Below are 18,202 nucleotides of genomic sequence, written 5' to 3' on the forward strand. Positions count from 1 at the left end.
TCTCTCTTTTTCCTTCGCTCATGCCTTATTTTTGTGGGCTTCCACAGCCGATTGAATCATTAGATACAAAGCTGCTTCTTCAGTGCCGGTCAATTAGGGTAAGATGCGGCAGGAGAAGTCATCAGCTCCCGTTTTAATGATTAGCTGCGCTGATGGCCTTGAGTCTTTGTCTCGAATTCACCGGTAAAAAAGCAGCACGTTATATGTCTCGTAAAACCCCTCGTATTGAACCCACACTTTTTGGTGATGGTGAATCGCACGAACCTATTGTCACAGACGAGTATTCGCCGAAAGAGTCTTACTCTGATGAGCGCAGCGATACTGCCCAGTTTGCTGACTCGGTTAAACAGACACTGAATCGAAGCTACCAAAGCGCCCGTCAAATTGTCCGTGACCATATTTTAGCGAGCCGCAAAAATACTCTGATCGCCAGCGGCATATCATCCATTTTGGTGTTGGCGGTGTTAGTTAGTTTGCTAAGTTTGTCAGAGCATGAGGCAATCGAGTCGCCTCCACAAGAGCAGTCAGTCGAGACTGATTCGCCACAGCACAATGCCGCTAACGTGACTGTGTCTCGCTCTCACCAAGTGGAGTTTCCTGACAACTTTTCACTATGGGCGACAGCGCACAACGGCATGGTGATCAGCTGGAAAGCAGAACAAAGCTCAGAAACGAAAATCTGGGATATCGCCACGGCAGAAGGCGATCAAACCTGCGAGCAGATGATCTTCAATAACGGCGACAGTTACCGCTCGTTAGATGTGTTGATCGAACACGGCTCCCACTATTTCGCCAGTTTCTCACCGCTTGATAACGTTGCCATCGTAAACAATATTGCCCTACGAGGCAGTTTTAAGCTCTGTGGTTATCAGTTTTCGCTAAAAGGGAGCCAAGCTATCTTGAATAGGCATCCTCACTACAGCGAATTATTGACCAATTAAGTGCCCGAATAGCAACCAAGGCTTAATGTAACAATGCTCCTGATGATCGATAATTACGACTCTTTTACCTACAACCTGGTGCAATATTTCCAGAAGTTGCAGCAAGAAGTGGTGGTAAAACGTAATGATGAAGTCGATATTGAGTCGGTGGCGGCACTCAACCCTGGCTATCTAGTGATCTCTCCAGGCCCGTGCAGCCCTAACGAAGCAGGGCAATCGTTGGCTTTAGTGAAGCACTTTGCCGGCAAGATCCCACTACTCGGCGTCTGTTTGGGCCACCAAACCATCGGACAGGTATTTGGCGCCAGCGTCGTTAAAGCATCGAAAGTCATGCACGGTAAAACCTCGTTAATCGAACATGCCGGCACCGACTTATTTCAGGGGCTGCCCAATCCATTGCGAGTGACCCGCTACCACTCGCTGTTGCTGGAGCCAGAGTCAATGCCAGCTGAACTGGAAGTAACCGCATGGCTCGACGATCCGATGACCAAACAACGGCAAATCATGGCCCTGCGTCACCGTGAACTCCCCGTCTTTGGCGTGCAATTCCACCCAGAATCTGTCCTCACCGAACAAGGACATGCGCTACTCAACAATTTTTTGCAACAAAGGCTTGGCTAACGCCCGCTAGCAAGCGATAGTAAAGGCCTAAGCGCATTATAAAAAACCAGTGAGTTGCAGCAGTATCGAACATGAGTACCTCCGCGACATCTTTTTCCGACCAGACCGACAATCAGGGATTGTTCTTTGATCATCTGGTGCGTCAGCAATTTACTTGGTTCAGTAATCAACAGCAGGGTCACACACCTTCTGCCATCGCCAACCGCCTTGCCGAACATTTAGAGCTTGCTTTAAACCAATCGTACGACAATCCCAAGCGGATGCTGTTTGTGCGCCTGACCATGGGCGAGCAACTGCCCGAAATGCTCGATTTAGTACTCGATCAATCTGATACCGATGATCCGCTGCGGCGTACCATCAATAGTGAAAGCTGGGTTGCTAAAGAGCTACTGCAATGGGTCAATGCACCACGTTTTCGGCAGGTGACCGGCATGGCGCCAGAGTATGTCAGTTCGTTGAACCAAGCACTGGAGCAGTTTGACGGTAAAATGCTCGCTCGGCGGCTGGTTGAATTTGGCATGATCCAAGCTGCTGGCCGCAAAGTCCCCTTTTGCCAATTGATGAATCGGCGGATCCTCGAGTGGTCTCAAGAAATGGCACAATGCGCCAGTTTGCTGGCTACACAGCGCGAGCAATGCCCTGCACTGTCCTCACTGGCGGCGCTGATTCAAGGGCTGGCTCCGCTAGCCATTAGCCAAAGCTTTGTTCATTTATTTGATAACCAGATCAAAGCCGCGCTCGAGAAATCGCGCAAGACGGCACAAAAACAAGTGTACGACCAAATCAATAGCATTCGGCCTCCGGTTTCGATATTAGCCAGCCATCTGGCGCGCTCGTCGGCATTGCAACACGCATTGCTCAATGAGCTTGGCGCCACCGGCCGGATTTTGGCTTCAATCACTCGCGAAGCCGATGCTGATTTACCCGTTGATCAACTCTCCGAACTCGGCCAAATACTGCGTCAGGCCAGAGGCTACTGCCAATACCGCTGGCTCAATGACGCCTGCGCTCTCACCCCACATCAAAGCCACTCATTACTTGCTGATCTGTCATTGAGCGAGGATGAAATGGCCGAATTATCGCGCTTGCGACGACGATAAATAGTTCAACAAAAGTCGAAACATTTCTTAAGCCATGCATCAAATATGCATTTGAATGCAGTTTTATATTCACTTTATGAATAAAAATTTAATTTTTATTCAAAATTGTACAATCTCGATCGCCTTGAAGATAATGACTATCACTTCGGCTGAAGGCCTCATTATCCTTGCTGGGCACAACTGAAAAGGAAGCTAGCATGAACCAAACAGAACAGATCACTCGGCAAACCTTCGATCAGGTAATGGCACCGAACTACGCACCGGCAGCGATGATTCCGGTCCGCGGCGAAGGCTCTCGCGTTTGGGATCAAGAAGGCAAGGAATACATCGATTTTGCTGGCGGCATCGCCGTGAACTGCCTCGGTCACTGTCACCCAGCGCTGGTCAGCACATTGCAAGAGCAAGCCAGCAAACTATGGCATGTGAGTAACGTCTATACCAACGAGCCGGCACTAACCCTAGCCAAACAATTAATCGATGCGACATTTGCCGAAAAAGTGTTCTTCGCCAACTCAGGCGCAGAAGCCAACGAGGCGGCACTGAAGCTGGCTCGGCGCTACGCCAATGAGCATTATGGCGAGCAAAAAGATCAAATCATTGCCTGCCATCACGGCTTTCATGGCCGCACATTCTTCACCGTCAGTGTCGGCGGTCAGGCCGCTTATTCCGATGGCTTCGGACCAAAACCTGGCGCCATTGAGCATATCGCCTACAACGACTTAGCCGCACTCGAAGCGCTGATTTCCGATCGCACCTGTGCCGTGATGATTGAGCCGATGCAGGGTGAAGGTGGCGTCATTCCGGCCACCGACGAATACTTGGCCGGCGTTCGCGCCCTGTGTGACAAGCACAATGCCTTGCTTATTTTCGATGAAGTACAAACCGGTGTTGGCCGGACCGGCGCCTTGTTTGCGTACATGAATTCGCCGGTTGTCCCTGACATCCTAACCTCAGCCAAATCACTGGGTGGCGGTTTTCCTGTCGCCGCCATGCTCACCCGCAGCGACATCGCAGCCAGCCTGAAAGTCGGTACCCATGGCTCCACTTATGGCGGCAACCCGATGGCATGCGCCGTTGCCTCAGCCGTGCTCAATGAAGTGAATACGCCGGAAATGATGGCCAATGTCAGCGCCGCCGAAGCGCAAATCCGCCAGCGTTTGGCCGACATCAACGACAAGTATCAGGTGTTTGCCGAAGTTCGTGGTAAAGGCTTGCTGCTGGGCGCGGTAATGAACGACAAGTACCAAGGCAAAGCGCGAGATTTTCTGACTGCGGCGGTTGCCGAAGGATTGATGATGCTGGTTGCCGGCCCCAATGTGCTGCGTTTTGCGCCAGCCCTGAACATCACTGAATCAGAAGTCGCCGAAGGCATGGACGCACTTGAGCGAGCCGTCGCTAAAGTTTGCCAGTCGAGCGAATAAGCCAAGGAGTGACACCATGCTAATTGTCCGACCGATTGAGAAAAAAGACTTTTCAGCGTTACAAACGATCGCAGAGCAATCCGGCATAGGTTTCACTTCGTTGCCACAAAATGATGATTTGCTGCGAGCGAAAATTCATCGCTCGGTCAATTCATTTGCTGCCGACACCGATCAGCCAGGCGATCAGGGCTATTTGTTTGTCGCCGAAGATACCACCACTGGCGAAGTGGTCGGTACCGCCGGTATTGAGGCATCGGTCGGTTTGTCCGATGCCTTTTATCATTATCGACTCGGCAGCGTGGTCCACTCATCGCCCGAACTCGGCATTCACAAAACCGTCAAGACACTCAGCCTGTGCAATGACTACACCGGCGCCGCCGAGCTTTGCACGCTGTTTTTAAAAACCAGTCACCGCATCGGTGGCAACGGCCGTTTACTGGCAAAAAGTCGTTTTCTGTTTATGGCCAGCCACCCAGAACGGTTTGGCGAAACAGTGATCGCTGAAATGCGCGGCGTCTCTGACGAAGAAGGTCGCTCGCCGTTCTGGCAATGGCTGCAAGAACACTTTTTCGATCTGGATTTTCCCACCGCCGATTATCTTACCGGCATTGGTGAAAAGCGCTTTATTGCCGAACTGATGCCGAAATACCCGATTTACGTGAATTTGCTGTCAGCACAAGCGCAAGACGTGATCGGTCAGGTTCATCCCGCGACCGAGCCTGCCATCGCCATGCTGAAAAAAGAAGGCTTCCGCTTCAAAGACTATGTCGACATTTTTGATGCTGGGCCAACGGTGGAATGCCCACTCGATCAAATCGAAACAGTTCGTCAGAGTCAGTCGGTCATTATCCGCATCGGTGAATTGGCTGCGACGCCAGTGGACTACTTACTCGCCAATACCCAGCTGTCGAACTATCGTGCCGGATTGGTCCGCGCTCACCTGCATGATGGTGAGTTATATCTCGACGCCGAGCAAGCCAGCATTCTCGGCCTTTCCGATGGCGACGCCGCCCGTTGCGTTGCCATTCCTAGCAGTCAATAACTACCAACCAGAGGTTTGCTACCATGTCGGACACTATTCAAATCACCGGCCAATCGTTTATTAATGGCCAATGGCAGCAGGGCCAAGGGCAGCCCCTAGCATCGATTAGTCCTTCCAATGAGCAGCAAGTCCTTGCCGGTTATTGCGCCACAACTGAACAAGTCGATGCCGCCATGCAAGCAGCGCGAACAGCCAGTTATGATTGGGCCAACCGCACTGTGGCAGAGCGATTAGCTGTGATTGATCGATTTGCTGAATTACTCACCGAGCACAAAGTAGCGCTGGGCCAACTGATCGCTCTGGAAACCGGCAAACCACAATGGGAAAGCGCCACCGAAGCGGCGGCGATGATTGGTAAGGTCGCTATTTCTAAACAAGCGTATGACGAGCGCACCGGCTCGCGCAGCTCCGATATGCCTGTGGGCAAAGCCCACTTGCGCCACAAACCACATGGTGTGGTGGCAGTCTTCGGCGCCTATAACTTTCCTGGCCACCTACCCAACGGCCATATCATTCCAGCATTAATTGCTGGCAACACCATTGTTTACAAGCCCAGCGAACAAACCCCTGCGGTTGCCGAATACTACGTCAAGCTCTGGCAGCAAGCCGGCATCCCCAACGGCGTATTAAATCTGCTGCAAGGCGCTGTCGCCACCGGCAAAGCCATTGCCCAACACCCTGCCATTGACGGTTTATTCTTTACCGGCAGCTCCAGCACTGGTCACAAGATCCACGAACAATTTGCCGCTCAGCCGGGCAAGATTCTGGCGCTGGAAATGGGCGGTAATAACCCACTTATCGTCGCCGATGTTAATGACATTGATGCGGCAGTGCACGACATCGTGCAATCGGCATTTATCTCAGCCGGCCAGCGTTGCACTTGTGCCCGTCGTTTGCTGTTACCCAGTAATAGCCAAGGCGATGCCATATTGGCTCGTTTAGTGGAGGTCTGCCAGCAGCTTGTGGTCGATCGCCATGATGCTGAGAGCCAACCCTTCATGGGCTGCGTGATCTCAGTTCAGGCTGCCGATGCAGTATTAGCTGCACAGGATAATTTGTTGAATTTAGGCGGCAAAGCGCTGCTCAAAGGCGAGCGCCTTGCGCTCGGCGATGCCTTTATTAGTCCGGCAATTATTGACGTCAGCGAAGTCGCAGATTGCCCAGATGAAGAGTACTTCGGGCCCCTGCTGCAAGTCTATCGTTACCACGATTTTGAACAAGCGCTGAGTATTGCCAACAACACCCGCTTCGGCCTGTCAGCAGGCTTGCTGGCTGATGATGGCGATCTGTACGAGCTATTTTTCCGCCACATTCGAGCGGGTATCGTCAACTGGAACCGCCCCATTACCGGCGCCAGCTCGGCAGCGCCCTTTGGTGGTATTGGCGACAGCGGCAACCACCGTGCAAGCGCCTACTATGCGGCAGATTACTGTGCCTACCCAGTTGCTTCGGTGGAAGCCGACAGCTGCCAATTACCAGCGACATTAAGCCCAGGTTTAACGTTCTGATTGTGACTTTCTAATCGCAAAGGAGGTGCCGACATGAGCACTGCAACACCCAACTGGCAACCGCTATTTGACGCCCTGTGGCAGCAGTATCTCGAAGTGACTCCGTCGGCATTGGCGATTCATCAATTGCTCAGTCACGATGGCACCATTAACAATGACCACATTGCCCTGCGCACCTTCAACAGTTCGCCGGTGCAGCTCGAAGCATTGGCCGCGCCCTTTGAAGCACTGGGTTATCAAGCCAAAGGCGATTATCAGTTCAATGCCAAAAAACTGCGCGCAAAGCATTATGAGCATCCTGATCCGCTCGCACCAAAAGTCTTTATTAGCGAATTGTTAGTTGAACAATGCTCAGCGCAATTACAGCAAATCGTCGCCGGATTGGTGAATCAGCTTAGTCCCGAGATGACAGCAAGCCATAGCTGGGTTCATAGCGGGCGGCCATGGCAGGTGTCTACGGCGCAATATCAGCAACTGATCGCAGAAAGTGAATACGCCGGCTGGCTTGCTGCTTGGGGGTATCGTGCCAATCATTTTACCGTCAGCGTTAACCAATTACCCGACAATCCGCCACTTGCTGCGGTCAATAACCGATTGCAGGAAGCCGGCTTCGTGCTCAATAGTAGTGGCGGTTTGATCAAGGGTTCGCGTGCTGATTTACTCGAACAATCCAGCACCATGGCAGACCAAGCCATTTGTCAATTTAGTGATGGCGAATTGACCATTGCCAGTTGCTTCTACGAATTTGCCAAGCGCTACCCAAAGGCAGACGGTACCTTATATTCGGGTTTTGTTGCCGCATCGGCCGATAAGATTTTTGAATCGACCCATCAGTCGTAACTGAGCGCCGACAACAATCAGCGCCGCGATAAATATTGCTTGATGAGATTGCGAAAGGGTTGGTCAAACAAATAAAAGGCGAGATAGTAGGCAAGGTAGCCAACAACAATTGCCGCTTCGTTGACCATCAAACTAGCAGGATAAGCGGCACCAAAACCCGCCAATAAAGACAATGGTAAATGAACAGCAAAGGTCCGAAATGGCATGCCTTGCTGTTGAGTCGCCGATGCAATCAACGGCGCAAGCAATAAAAACGCCAGCACGATCTGCATTCGCAGTACTCCACAAATAGAAAAACACCCGCCGGAGCGGGTGTTTTATCAGAAGCCTTTAGCGAGTGCCAAACACCACGATAGTTTTACCATGGGCATGGATCAGCTCTTGCTCTTCGAGCATCTTCAAGATCCGGCCAACGGTTTCACGCGAACAACCAACAATCTGGCCGATTTCCTGACGCGTGATCTTAATTTGCATGCCATCTGGGTGCGTCATGGCATCTGGTTGTTTAGCAAGGTGCAGCAAAGTCTGTGCAATTCGACCTGCCACATCCAAGAACGCCAAGTTACCTACTTTCTGGCTAGTGCTCTGCAGACGGCGCGCCATCTGCGATGATAAGCGCATCAGAATTTCTGGATTGACTTGAATCAACTGACGGAATTTCTTGTAAGAAATTTCAGCAACTTCGCACGCCGCTTTGGCTCGAACCCAAGCGGTACGCTCTGGCTCTTCCTCAAACAAACCGAGTTCACCAATAAAGTCGCCTTGGTTAAGGTAAGACAGGATCATTTCTTTGCCTTCTTCATCCTTAATCAGAACGGCAACTGAACCTTTGATGATGTAGTAAAGCGTATCGGCTTTTTCACCTGCGTGGATAAGTGTGCTTTTTGCTGGATACTTGTGAATATGACAATGAGATAGGAACCACTCCAAGGTTGGATCCGGTTGTGGTTTCGCAATAATGGCCATATGAGCTCCTTATAATTTTGATGGTTTCCCCCGAGCGCCGCCATCATTTGTGCTTCATGCATCAAGATAACGACTAGTGAACCATGGCTCGCCTAGCCACTAAAACTATCACAGTTATTCATCAGCAAACCAGCCTAAAAGCTGGAAAAAGTTGATTAAATTGTCACTTAATTAACCGATCCGCATAAAACCTTAATAAACACGAGTGAAAAGCACGCAAGCAGCGCTCTATTCTGTGTATCGCGTTAAAAATAACGCCAAGAATAGAGTTTTTACTCTTATTTTCCGTGAGCAAATTGCTAGCACAACGTACCTTTAAGTTAAGGCGTTGTAAGCGGGCAAAATCGGGAAACCGGTTTTTACAGGCCTCAGTTCACACTATTACAAAGCACTACTTCATTTCATTGAACAATCTGCCGACTAATTTCAGAATCGTCTTTAAATGAGTTAGTTAGTTCTCAGTTCCTGACTCAAAAAAAGCGAATATTTACTTCTGTACTAAGCTTCCTCTGTAATCGGAAAAGTATTGCAAATACGTCAACTTGATGACGTCGGGGTATATTGGTTGAAAGGCAATAAATCATGAATATGACGTTTATTCAGCGCACCTACCTGAGTTTTGGTGTACTGGTACTTATTTTGATCCTGACAGGTTTGGTGAATTACTACCTCCTGTCACGCTTCAACGATGGCGTAGAGCAAATTGCCCGCGAAGAAATTCCGAGCCTGAAATCCGGCTATAGCTTTTATAGCTTGCTTCAAACCAGTAACCAAGTCGTCTCGGATGCGCTGGCTGAAAACACCGTAGAAATGCTCGAACAGTCAAAAGCCTCCTACGACACGGCCAGTGAGCAAGCCGAACAAGAGCTTGAGCAACTCTCGCAGCAAGGTAGCAGTGAACTGCTCACCAGCCTGCAAACAACCTTGCCCGAGTTGCAACGTATTTCTGAACTTATGCTTGGCGAGCACGGCAAGCAAATTGAGCTAGAAAAGAAAAATTCCGAAGCAATTCGGGGCATGCTGTTAGAAATGGCGCGCTTCAAACAGCATCTGCTAGCCAAAAGTTATGAAATAGGGGACGACTACGTTCGCTGGAGCTTCAATGAATTGCTCAACCCGTTCGAGCAGTCGGAAGTGTTACTGATGAAAGCAGTGAACGCGGCCAATCAAAAATCCATTAGCTTTACCGGTGGCCGAATCGAGAAGCTAGCCCCAGTGCTCGACGAAAAGTTCAATAACCTAATGGATGAAATGGCCATTTATCAGGACTCACGAACCGACTACAAAGCCGAATTTGAACCGAGATGGCAAGCCATTAAGAAAGACATTGTGTTATCCCAAGGTGGCGCGTTTGGTCAGTTCCAACAGCTGGTTGAAATGCGCGACAAAAATACCCAACACAAACAACGTTTATTTGAGCTTCAACAACAAGCTGGCGATGCCATCAAACAGCTGATCGCAGAAGCCGATGGCCGCGTTGACAAAGCATCCGCCAGTGTCGCTAAACAATACGTTCGTGGCATTAGCATCACAGTAATTGCCGTACTCGCGTCGGTAGCGATTGGCTTACTGGTAGGCTTCCGTATCAGCCAATTGCTGCGCCGCGCTGTTCGCAATGTTGGTGGCGCGCTGGAAGATTTAAGCAACGGCGACATGACGGCCCGCTCAAACTACACCGCAGCCGATGAGTTTGGTGTCATTGGTGATGACGTCAACCAACTCGCCGAGCGCATGCAGCGCTCGCTCAGTGAAATTTCTGCCACCTCGGCACGTCTGAGCGAGTTGGCCCAGAGCAATAGCCATTTGTGTACCGACGCCGAACAACGGCAAATGAGCCAGTCGCAAAACATTGCCATGCTCGCCACCGCCATGGTCGAGATGGAGGCATCATTTGCCGAAGTCGCGCAACTGGCTTGTGATACCGCCGAGCAAGTTGCCAGTGTTGAGAAATCGGCAACCTTGGGCAGCGAAATCATGGCTCAAACCATCCAGAGTACCAATGTGGTTTCTGGCGAGCTGGAAAGCAGTGTTGAGCGGATCCGCGATGTGGAACACTACAGCGAACAAATCGGTGACATTTTAAGTGTGATCCGCGGCATCGCAGAACAAACCAACTTGCTGGCCCTAAACGCAGCCATTGAGGCTGCACGAGCCGGCGAGCAAGGGCGCGGTTTTGCCGTTGTAGCTGACGAAGTGCGTCATTTGGCGCAACGCACCGCTGAATCAACCACGGAAATTCAACAGCGCATTGAAAACTTGCAACAGAGTATTGATGGTGCCGGTAAAGTGGTGCGTGATGCGCAGAACAGCATGGAACGCAACCTAGAGAAAGTTTCCGATGCCGACAGCGCCATGGGCACCATTCAAGCTGCGGTTTCTCAGATCACCGATATGGCCGCACAAATCAGTGCTGCGACAGAAGAGCAGCGCGTCACCTCACAAGACATGACTCGAACCGTCAATGAAGTCAGTGATACTGCCGATGCTAACTCGCAATTAATTAGTCAAGTCAGCAATGCCAGCGAACAACAGGCAACCATGGCCGAAGAACAGCAACAGCTGGTCTCGCACTACAAGGTATAACGCCAACTGCAGAAAGCAAAAACGGCCCAAGTGGCCGTTTTTTTGTGGTTGAGGATAAGCCCCTTAATATTCCATTGCCTGACGTTTCTTTTCCAATAACTCATCAAGCAATGGCGTTAAGATGAGCTCCATGGCAAAGCCCATTTTGCCGCCAGGCACCACCAATACATTCAGTCGTGACATGAACGAACCATCGATCATCTGCAGCAAGTAAGGGAAGTCGATGCCGCGGGTTTCCTGAAAGCGGATCACCACAAAACTCTCATCCAGCGATGGAATATTCTTGGCTGCGAACGGGTTTGAAGTATCCACCGTTGGCACCCGCTGAAAGTTGATATGAGTGCGTGAAAACTGCGGTGTAATGTAACGCACGTAATCTTCCATACTGCGCAAAATAGACTGGGTGACGGCCTCTCGCGAATGGCCCCGCTCGGTGGTATCGCGAATGATTTTCTGGGTCCACTCGAGGTTAATAATCGGCACCATGCCCACCAGCAAGTCAACATGCTGAGCAACATTGTGCTGCTCGGTCACCACGCCACCATGAAGCCCTTCGTAATAAAGTAAATCGGTATCTTCGGGTAAATCTTCCCACGGCGTGAATGTTCCCGGCATCTGGTTATACGGCACCGCTTCGTCAAAGCTGTGCAAGTAACGCCGCACCTGCCCCATGCCACTGTCGCCATAGCTTTTGAAAAATGTTTCCAGTTGGCCGAAATCATTTGCTTCCGGACCAAAATAGCTAATGTGTTTGCCTTGTTCTTGCGCTTTGCGGATCGCCATATCCATTTCGGCGCGAGAATATCGGTGAAAGCTGTCGCCTTCCACTAACGCCGCGTTGATGTTGCGATGCCGAAACATGTGCTCAAAAGCGGTACTGGTGGTGGTGGTGCCAGCGCCAGAAGAACCGGTGATGGCAATAATGGGGTGTTTAACCGACATAGGAGGCCTTGTGGTCGAGAGTCAGGCTTTATTGTTGACAGCGCAACAAGGGAAATCAAGTGTCCAATGATTGCTGAGCTTTGAGTTGCTCAGCAGGAATAATATCAACGCTCTCATGCAACTCGGAGTAGAGCAGCACCGCGGAGCCTTGCCGCAGTTGCTCGAGGACTTGTTCCACCTTGTCGGTCAATGACGCTTCTTCATCGCCATAATCGGTACCCTCACGCAGCACGAAAGATTCAGCAATGGCATAAAGCGTTTCAGAATTGAGTTGATCGATGGGGATCTGCATGAAATGAAAACGGGTAGTGATGAACCAGCAACAACACTACCCGATTGTCAGGCGCAGCGATAGCAATATCGCCGGCCGTTTAAATTTGATTGTCAATAATCTGGCCCAATGTAGGATTGGCCTCAGAACCTTGCTGCGTTGCATTGTAGAGCGATGTTGGCGTTTGGTTGCCGCTGGCAATGCGATATTGCTGCTCGGTCACTTGAATGTCATCTGGGCTAATCGTATTGCTGTCGCGCGACGACTCACCATTGGTTGCCGAAGTGACGTAAGCGTCAATAACTCGCTGGGTCTGGTTATAATCGGCAACCGAAGTGGCAGCTTGACGCTTGGCGTCCTGCACATTTTGCTCACGTTGAGCGATCTCATTTTGCCGCGCCTCAACGCGATCAATCAACTCACGCTGCTGCTCAGGGCTGAGCTGCGGGCGCTCGTTTTCTGGAATTCCAACAATAGGGTTTTCGACCTGAGGGCGCTCTGGGGTCACAGCAGGTTGCTGACGATTAGTCGCAGCAGTTTGTTGTTGCGTGTATAAAGCGGCGCTACTCGCTGATGAAATGCTGGTCATGATAACTCCTAAACTGCAGGTTTGTGCCAATTCGACTTTCAAGTATAGAAAAGGTTCCTTCAACTAGCACAAATTTGGCTAAAAAACGATCAAACCTCACCTGCATGCTGCTCACTTAACTGCTCTAATTCTGCACTAGCGGTCAGCCATTGCTCCTCGTGCTGATCCAGCTGTTTTTGACTTTTAGCCCGTTGCTCAATCAATTGCGTTAACTTTGCCTTGTTGGCATCATCATAAATGGCCGGATCAGCAAGTTGCTGCTCCAACTCGGCCACCTCGTCAGTCAACTTCTCCATTGCTTTTTCGTGGCGCTCGATGGCCTGTCGCAATGGTCGAGTTTGCTGTCGGAACTCAGCATCACGGCGCTTTTGGTCTTTGCGGTTTTGCGATACCGAAGGCTTATCGGAGGCCGTGTCAGTATCGGGTTGTTGAATCAGTTTTTGATAGTCGCCCAAATCACCTTGGTAAGGCTGCACTTGGCCGTTGGCAACCAGCCAAAGCTCATCCGTGGTTGAAGCAATCAAATCGCGGTCGTGCGAGACCACCAGCAATGCTCCCTCATAGCCTTGCAACGCCAATTCAAGGGCGTGGCGCATTTCCAGATCCAAGTGGTTGGTTGGCTCATCGAGCAACAGTAAGTTGGGCTTTTGCCAACAGATCATCGCCAACACCGCGCGCGCTTTTTCACCGCCGGACATGCTGGCCAGTTGTCGCAGCGCATCATCACCATGGAAGTTGAAGCCACCCAGATAATTCCGCAAGTTCTGCTCGGTTTGTTCCGGACTCATTGCCATCAGGGCTTGCAGCGGCGATTGCTCCCCATTGACCTGCTCGAGCTGGTGCTGGGCAAAGTAGCCGACGGTTAATTTCGAGCTGGTGGCCTGCTCACCACTCAGCACGGCCAACGAGCCTGCCAGCGCTTTGATCAAGGTACTTTTGCCGGCGCCGTTGGGACCAATCAAACCCACTCGAGAGCCCGGCACTAATGACACATTGACCTGCTGCAGGATTGTATTGTCGCCATAGCCCAAATCAGCTTGCTCCAGAGTCACCAACGGATTGGGTAGGTGGGAAGGGCTTGGAATGGAAAATGAAAATGGGCTGCCAACATGGGCTGGGGCGCTGGCTTCAAGACGCTCCAATGCTTTGATCCGACTCTGGGCTTGGCGGGCCTTAGTGGCTTTGGCACGGAAGCGATCAATGTAAGACTGTAAGTGCGCTCGCTGACGTTGCTGCTTTTCAAACACCGCAGCTTGCTGGGCAAAGCGCTCAGCCCGCTGCCGCTCAAAGCTGCTGTAATTACCCGAATAGCTGGTAATGGTCGCTTGATCGATATGGGCAATCTGGCCAACAACGTTATCCAAAAAGGTCCGGTCGTGGCTAATCATCAGCAAGGTGCCATCAAAACGTTGCAGCCAACTTTCAAGCCATAACACCGCTTCTAAATCTAAGTGGTTGGTCGGCTCATCGAGCAACAATAAATCGGCACGACAAATCAACGCCTGAGCCAAGTTCAATCGCATCCGCCAACCGCCGGAGAAATCACTCACAGGACGCTGTTGTTGCTCGTGGCTAAATCCCAAGCCAGATAACATGGCGCCAGCTCTGGCGTGAATACTATAGCCATCAATGGCCGCCATTTTGCCATGGAGTTCCGCTTGCTTGGCGCCATCGTGCGACTGCTCGGCGGCGGCAAGCTCATCGGCCAGTTGTTGGTATTCGCGGTCACCAGCAATGACGTAATCCAACGCCGATATTGGCAGCGCCGGCGTTTCCTGGGCGACATGACCAATGCGCCAACCCGGTGTGATACTGAAATCACCTTTGCTGGTTTCCAGCTTACCTAGTAGTAACGCGAACAAGCTCGACTTGCCACAGCCATTGCTGCCCACTAGGCCAACTTTGTGACCGTCGGGAATATGCAGGTTCGCATCGGTCAACAGTACTTTGTGACCGCGCATTAATTCGATTTCCTGACATTGGATCATCAGGGTTACTCCGCGCTACAAACTAAAAATGAAGGGCGCCAATGGTAACTGACATTAGTCCTAAGCCCAACCAATTCAGCTGGGCAGAACGCGGCGGGCTGGTTACACTAGGCGGCACAGAGCAACCAATCAACGATCGAAAACCACATGAGCAAACCAACCAGACGCTTTATCGCTGGCGCTAGCTGCCCTAAATGTAACGAACAAGATAGTTTGGCAATGGTGATGACCGACGATTCCAGTTATGTCGAATGCGTCGAATGCGGACATGTGCAGCATGAGCCGGGTAGTGACAATCAAACACCAGGGTTAATTGCCACGTTCAACCCGAATCAGGACTGATATTGCGGTTAACTGATATTGCGGTTAATAATGTGGTGGCGGTGTTTCTTCTGATTCACTGGCCATGTTCGAGCCTTTCAGGTCGTGGATCTGGCTGAACATTAATTTGACCTGAACTTGAAGCTTATCAATGAGCTCACGATGCGCGCTCAACTCCTGATTCAAATCATTCATCGTAATTTCCTGAAATGCCAGCTTGGATTCCAGCTCATCAATCCGAGTCTGTAACGCGTTGTCATTGGCGACCATCAGGTTTCCTTATTGCAGTGCTTGTTGGGGCAACGGCCAAGCTTCGGTGTAGCCAGATGAGCTAACACTGAACAACCAGCGGCCGGAAAAGGCGACATCATACACCACTGCGCTGCGCCAGCGATTATCGGTTTGCTTGGCAACTTGCCAATCGGCGATTTTTTGCCCCGTTTCGACATGCCAGAGGATCAACTGGCGTGACGGCGATCCCGTTGCTAGCCATTGACCGTCTGCTGAGAACCGCGCTGCGCTGAATACTTGCTGGCGAGACTTGAAATTCAAGTTACTGACCATATCACCAGAGGGTATACGCCAAATTCGGGCTTGCTTGAGGCTATCGGCAGTGAACACGTAACGACCTTGCTGATCAAAACGAACTTGAGTAACTCGGCTTGGATGATTGAACTGTTGGATGATTTGCGCGGTCTCAGTACTCCAGAGCTTGGCACTATAGTCGCTGCTGCCGGTGATGGCATAAAGGCCATTGGCCGACAAGTCGACCGCATTGATTTTTTCTTGATGACCAAGGAACTCGAGGCGCCGGCCGCTTTCGCGCTCAAGATAAACCGCGCGACCATCGGCAAGGCCGTAGAGAATACCGGTTGCTTCATTATCAATGGCAATATCGCGAATGCGACTATCAGGAATGGTATACCAGCCAACGGATTCACCGCTGGTCACTGACCAAATCGCAATTTCGCGGTCAGAAGCAGTGACGACATAGTTGCCATTTGGCGAAAAACGGGTCAGATAAACCGGATTAGATTGCTCTCCCAATTGCCATTGGTAGCGCAACCCTTGTGTTTCATTGTCCCAAAGCGCTAAGTTATGGTGAATGGTGGCGTGGATGGCCCAACGGCCATCGGCAGATAACGCGGCGGCAGAGCTACCCTCTGCGGCTTGCTCAATACGTTCAGCTGGCTGACTGATGCGATCACAGCCACTGAACAAGGCGGCCATGCTGATCAGCACGACGACAGCTCGAACTTGGCAGTAGGCGCGCTTGAGCGCGTTCGTAAGGTTCATGGCAACCCTATTTTTTTGGCCCTAACGGCATGATAGCGTTAGTAATCTTGTTTCGCTATTGGCCACTTGGAATAACCGAGATATTTGTCATCAATGAGTGATGACGATACACAATCAGGAGTATCTATTTAATGAAACGTCTTGCATTAGGCACCGCAGTGGTAGCGGCTATGCTGACTGTCGCTTGTAATTCAGAAAAAGCAGCAGCGCCAGCAGCAACCGAAGCAGCTCCAGAGCAATCTGTTGCCGCAGCAGCTAATTTTGCCTCAGACCGTGAGAAGCAATCTTATGCGACAGGTGCCTTCATGGGCCAACAAATGATCCGCATGGTTGACGCCTACAAAGAATTGGGCATCGAGCTGGATGCTGGCCAATTGGAAAAGGGCATCATTGCAGGCATCAACGGCACCAGCCAATTGGATGAAGCCGCGCTACAAGAAGTGCTAACCGCACTAGAAAGCGAACGCATGACTGCTGTTCAAGCATTGCAAGCGAAAGCGCAAGAAGAGCAGCAAGCAAAAATGGCAGAAGCGAAAGCCGCAGGCGAAGCTTTCCTAGCGGAAAATGCCAAGAAAGACGGTGTGACTGTGACTGAGTCTGGCTTGCAATATGAAGTGATTGCAGCCGGCGAGGGTGATTCACCAGCGGCAACCGATCAAGTCAAAGTGCACTACACAGGCACCCTGATTGACGGTACTGAATTTGATAGCAGCCACAAACGTGGTGAGCCAGCAGTGTTCTTCCTCAATCAAGTGATCCCTGGTTGGACCGAAGGCGTGCAACTGATGAAGCCTGGTGCGAAATACAAGCTGTATATCCCATCAGAATTGGGCTACGGCGAGCATGGTGCCGGTGCCAACATCCCAGGCAACTCTGCTCTCGTATTTGAAGTTGAGCTCATTGAAATCAACCCAGATGCTGCGGCCAAAGAAGCTGCTGCAGAATAAATTGTGGGTTTGACTCAAGACTAAAAAGGCGCCGTTGGCGCCTTTTTTATTGATACACGAACCGGTATTAAGCCGAAGCCGATGCGAGATTTTCGATCAGTGAATCTTCTAACTCAAAGCGCTGTGATAATGCTTCCCCGAGCTGACTTAAATCATCATCCAGCGACGCTAGTTCGTCATCAGCGGTGACCTCACCGTAGCGATCATTGAAGTTCAGCACGATATCCGTGCTGGCGTTAATGCCGGGATAAACCTTAGCCGCCAGTTGCTTAGCCTCTGGGTTTTCCTCATCCACTAACTTATCGTACATCTCAAAGTGACCCGCCGAGGTATAGTCCAGCAGTCCAGCACAAAAGTCTTTTAACGACACCGCATCGGGTAACTGGCGCTCGTGTTCGAACGGCTTCAGCCCGGCGAGTTTGCAATATTGAACAAGGACGCTTTCTCGGTCAGCCAACCACTTGTCAATGGCAGAGTCAGCACCACCCCAGGCGGCCTGAGCCTTTTCCAGTCTTGTAAGCATTTGTCATTCTCCGCACATTTTTTGGCATCAGGGAGCCAAGGTTTGATGGCTCTTTTGTATTACACAAAGCAATGACAGCAGTATGGCAGGAGTAAAACGAAAATGCCCGAAGATCTGACCAGATCATCGCGCCAATCACAGTGTAATCACGAAATTCAGGCAATAAAAAAGCCCCACTAAAAGTGAGGCCCTAATCTGCGAAGGTACAGTCTCGTTCTAACGAGCTTCTTGGTTGTTTTTCGCTAGCTCGAGACACTTTTTAACACTGCCGTTCGCTGGTCTCAACCAGATAACCACAAAACT

19 protein-coding genes are annotated in these 18,202 nt (G+C 50.9%); 10 read left to right on the forward strand and 9 right to left on the reverse strand.

All coding sequences use genetic code 11. The features are described from left to right. The first annotated feature begins 203 nt into the window (after positions 1-203). The 7 genes from IC617_RS00795 to IC617_RS00825 all read left to right on the forward strand — a co-directional run bounded on the left by IC617_RS00795 (position 204) and on the right by IC617_RS00825 (position 7,473). Complete coding sequence (locus IC617_RS00795) at positions 204-941, forward strand: hypothetical protein (RefSeq protein ID WP_191143079.1); 738 nt, start codon at positions 204-206, stop codon at positions 939-941. A 33-nt stretch (positions 942-974) separates the two neighbouring features. Continuing rightward, positions 975-1,562 (forward strand): anthranilate synthase component II, encoded by a 588-nt coding sequence (locus IC617_RS00800; RefSeq protein ID WP_191143080.1) that lies wholly within the window; start codon positions 975-977, stop codon positions 1,560-1,562. 71 nt (positions 1,563-1,633) lie between these two features. After that, complete coding sequence (locus IC617_RS00805) at positions 1,634-2,662, forward strand: hypothetical protein (protein WP_191143081.1); 1,029 nt, start codon at positions 1,634-1,636, stop codon at positions 2,660-2,662. Between the two features lie 197 nt (positions 2,663-2,859). Further along, positions 2,860-4,083: an aspartate aminotransferase family protein gene (locus tag IC617_RS00810; protein ID WP_191143082.1), complete on the forward strand. Its 1,224-nt coding sequence runs from the start codon at positions 2,860-2,862 to the stop codon at positions 4,081-4,083. Between the two features lie 16 nt (positions 4,084-4,099). Next, positions 4,100-5,125 carry an arginine N-succinyltransferase gene (gene astA, locus IC617_RS00815; RefSeq protein WP_191143083.1) on the forward strand — a complete coding sequence of 342 codons (1,026 nt, stop codon included), beginning with the start codon at positions 4,100-4,102 and terminating at the stop codon, positions 5,123-5,125. Positions 5,126-5,148: 23 nt separating this feature from the next. Then, positions 5,149-6,633: a succinylglutamate-semialdehyde dehydrogenase gene (gene astD, locus IC617_RS00820; RefSeq protein ID WP_191143084.1), complete on the forward strand. Its 1,485-nt coding sequence runs from the start codon at positions 5,149-5,151 to the stop codon at positions 6,631-6,633. A 33-nt stretch (positions 6,634-6,666) separates the two neighbouring features. Beyond that, positions 6,667-7,473, forward strand: coding sequence for a DUF1338 domain-containing protein (locus IC617_RS00825; RefSeq protein ID WP_191143085.1), 807 nt, complete (start codon positions 6,667-6,669; stop codon positions 7,471-7,473). Positions 7,474-7,490: 17 nt separating this feature from the next. On the opposite strand, the gene IC617_RS00830 is transcribed toward IC617_RS00825, so the two are convergent. Beyond that, on the reverse strand, positions 7,491-7,745 hold the full coding sequence (locus tag IC617_RS00830) for a hypothetical protein (protein ID WP_191143086.1): 255 nt from the start codon (positions 7,743-7,745) through the stop codon (positions 7,491-7,493). 58 nt (positions 7,746-7,803) lie between these two features. Then, the gene (gene crp, locus IC617_RS00835) at positions 7,804-8,439 is read right to left on the reverse strand and encodes a cAMP-activated global transcriptional regulator CRP (RefSeq protein ID WP_087504174.1); all 636 of its coding nucleotides are present in this window, start codon (positions 8,437-8,439) and stop codon (positions 7,804-7,806) included. Between the two features lie 582 nt (positions 8,440-9,021). On the opposite strand from crp, the gene IC617_RS00840 reads away from it, so the two are divergent. Further along, positions 9,022-11,022 carry a methyl-accepting chemotaxis protein gene (locus tag IC617_RS00840; protein WP_191143087.1) on the forward strand — a complete coding sequence of 667 codons (2,001 nt, stop codon included), beginning with the start codon at positions 9,022-9,024 and terminating at the stop codon, positions 11,020-11,022. Positions 11,023-11,085: 63 nt separating this feature from the next. On the opposite strand, the gene IC617_RS00845 is transcribed toward IC617_RS00840, so the two are convergent. The 4 genes from IC617_RS00845 to IC617_RS00860 form a co-directional block, all read right to left on the reverse strand. Continuing rightward, positions 11,086-11,964, reverse strand: a complete 879-nt coding sequence (locus IC617_RS00845; RefSeq protein ID WP_087504176.1) for a phosphoribulokinase — start codon at positions 11,962-11,964, stop codon at positions 11,086-11,088. 55 nt (positions 11,965-12,019) lie between these two features. Then, positions 12,020-12,256: a YheU family protein gene (locus IC617_RS00850; protein WP_191143088.1), complete on the reverse strand. Its 237-nt coding sequence runs from the start codon at positions 12,254-12,256 to the stop codon at positions 12,020-12,022. Between the two features lie 79 nt (positions 12,257-12,335). Further along, positions 12,336-12,824: a hypothetical protein gene (locus IC617_RS00855; RefSeq protein ID WP_191143089.1), complete on the reverse strand. Its 489-nt coding sequence runs from the start codon at positions 12,822-12,824 to the stop codon at positions 12,336-12,338. An 89-nt stretch (positions 12,825-12,913) separates the two neighbouring features. Continuing rightward, positions 12,914-14,812 carry an ATP-binding cassette domain-containing protein gene (locus IC617_RS00860; RefSeq protein ID WP_191143090.1) on the reverse strand — a complete coding sequence of 633 codons (1,899 nt, stop codon included), beginning with the start codon at positions 14,810-14,812 and terminating at the stop codon, positions 12,914-12,916. Positions 14,813-14,959: 147 nt separating this feature from the next. Here IC617_RS00860 and IC617_RS00865 point away from each other — a divergent pair, with 147 nt between their 5' ends. After that, complete coding sequence (locus tag IC617_RS00865) at positions 14,960-15,154, forward strand: YheV family putative zinc ribbon protein (RefSeq protein ID WP_191143091.1); 195 nt, start codon at positions 14,960-14,962, stop codon at positions 15,152-15,154. Between the two features lie 24 nt (positions 15,155-15,178). Here IC617_RS00865 and IC617_RS00870 read toward each other — a convergent pair whose 3' ends face one another. Continuing rightward, a complete protein-coding gene (locus IC617_RS00870; RefSeq protein ID WP_191143092.1) occupies positions 15,179-15,403 on the reverse strand; it encodes a SlyX family protein in 225 nt (74 codons plus the stop codon). 9 nt (positions 15,404-15,412) lie between these two features. Beyond that, a complete protein-coding gene (locus tag IC617_RS00875; protein WP_191143093.1) occupies positions 15,413-16,429 on the reverse strand; it encodes a WD40 repeat domain-containing protein in 1,017 nt (338 codons plus the stop codon). 131 nt (positions 16,430-16,560) lie between these two features. Between IC617_RS00875 and bamJ the strand changes: the two genes are divergently transcribed. Then, complete coding sequence (bamJ, locus tag IC617_RS00880) at positions 16,561-17,376, forward strand: BamJ family beta-barrel-assembly machinery protein (protein ID WP_191143094.1); 816 nt, start codon at positions 16,561-16,563, stop codon at positions 17,374-17,376. Positions 17,377-17,443: 67 nt separating this feature from the next. On the opposite strand, the gene rsd is transcribed toward bamJ, so the two are convergent. Continuing rightward, positions 17,444-17,899: a sigma D regulator gene (gene rsd / locus IC617_RS00885; RefSeq protein WP_191143095.1), complete on the reverse strand. Its 456-nt coding sequence runs from the start codon at positions 17,897-17,899 to the stop codon at positions 17,444-17,446. Positions 17,900-18,202 lie beyond the last annotated feature (303 nt).

This window comes from Neiella litorisoli, from assembly GCF_014773395.1.
Classification (GTDB): Bacteria; Pseudomonadota; Gammaproteobacteria; order Enterobacterales; family Neiellaceae; genus Neiella; species Neiella litorisoli.

Excerpts from the sequence above, each read along its gene's own strand:
- IC617_RS00805 (WP_191143081.1), top strand. The coding sequence starts at position 1,634 with ATGAGTACCTCCGCGACATCTTTTTCCGACCAGACCGACAATCAGGGA.
- IC617_RS00840 (WP_191143087.1), top strand. The coding sequence starts at position 9,022 with ATGAATATGACGTTTATTCAGCGCACCTACCTGAGTTTTGGTGTACTG.
- IC617_RS00860 (WP_191143090.1), bottom strand. The coding sequence starts at position 14,812 with ATGATCCAATGTCAGGAAATCGAATTAATGCGCGGTCACAAAGTACTG.
- IC617_RS00850 (WP_191143088.1), bottom strand. The coding sequence starts at position 12,256 with ATGCAGATCCCCATCGATCAACTCAATTCTGAAACGCTTTATGCCATT.
- IC617_RS00865 (WP_191143091.1), top strand. The coding sequence starts at position 14,960 with ATGAGCAAACCAACCAGACGCTTTATCGCTGGCGCTAGCTGCCCTAAA.
- IC617_RS00795 (WP_191143079.1), top strand. The coding sequence starts at position 204 with ATGTCTCGTAAAACCCCTCGTATTGAACCCACACTTTTTGGTGATGGT.
- crp (WP_087504174.1), bottom strand. The coding sequence starts at position 8,439 with ATGGCCATTATTGCGAAACCACAACCGGATCCAACCTTGGAGTGGTTC.
- IC617_RS00875 (WP_191143093.1), bottom strand. The coding sequence starts at position 16,429 with ATGAACCTTACGAACGCGCTCAAGCGCGCCTACTGCCAAGTTCGAGCT.
- IC617_RS00870 (WP_191143092.1), bottom strand. The coding sequence starts at position 15,403 with ATGGTCGCCAATGACAACGCGTTACAGACTCGGATTGATGAGCTGGAA.
- IC617_RS00825 (WP_191143085.1), top strand. The coding sequence starts at position 6,667 with ATGAGCACTGCAACACCCAACTGGCAACCGCTATTTGACGCCCTGTGG.
- astA (WP_191143083.1), top strand. The coding sequence starts at position 4,100 with ATGCTAATTGTCCGACCGATTGAGAAAAAAGACTTTTCAGCGTTACAA.
- IC617_RS00845 (WP_087504176.1), bottom strand. The coding sequence starts at position 11,964 with ATGTCGGTTAAACACCCCATTATTGCCATCACCGGTTCTTCTGGCGCT.
- IC617_RS00810 (WP_191143082.1), top strand. The coding sequence starts at position 2,860 with ATGAACCAAACAGAACAGATCACTCGGCAAACCTTCGATCAGGTAATG.
- rsd (WP_191143095.1), bottom strand. The coding sequence starts at position 17,899 with ATGCTTACAAGACTGGAAAAGGCTCAGGCCGCCTGGGGTGGTGCTGAC.
- bamJ (WP_191143094.1), top strand. The coding sequence starts at position 16,561 with ATGAAACGTCTTGCATTAGGCACCGCAGTGGTAGCGGCTATGCTGACT.
- IC617_RS00800 (WP_191143080.1), top strand. The coding sequence starts at position 975 with ATGCTCCTGATGATCGATAATTACGACTCTTTTACCTACAACCTGGTG.
- astD (WP_191143084.1), top strand. The coding sequence starts at position 5,149 with ATGTCGGACACTATTCAAATCACCGGCCAATCGTTTATTAATGGCCAA.
- IC617_RS00855 (WP_191143089.1), bottom strand. The coding sequence starts at position 12,824 with ATGACCAGCATTTCATCAGCGAGTAGCGCCGCTTTATACACGCAACAA.
- IC617_RS00830 (WP_191143086.1), bottom strand. The coding sequence starts at position 7,745 with ATGCAGATCGTGCTGGCGTTTTTATTGCTTGCGCCGTTGATTGCATCG.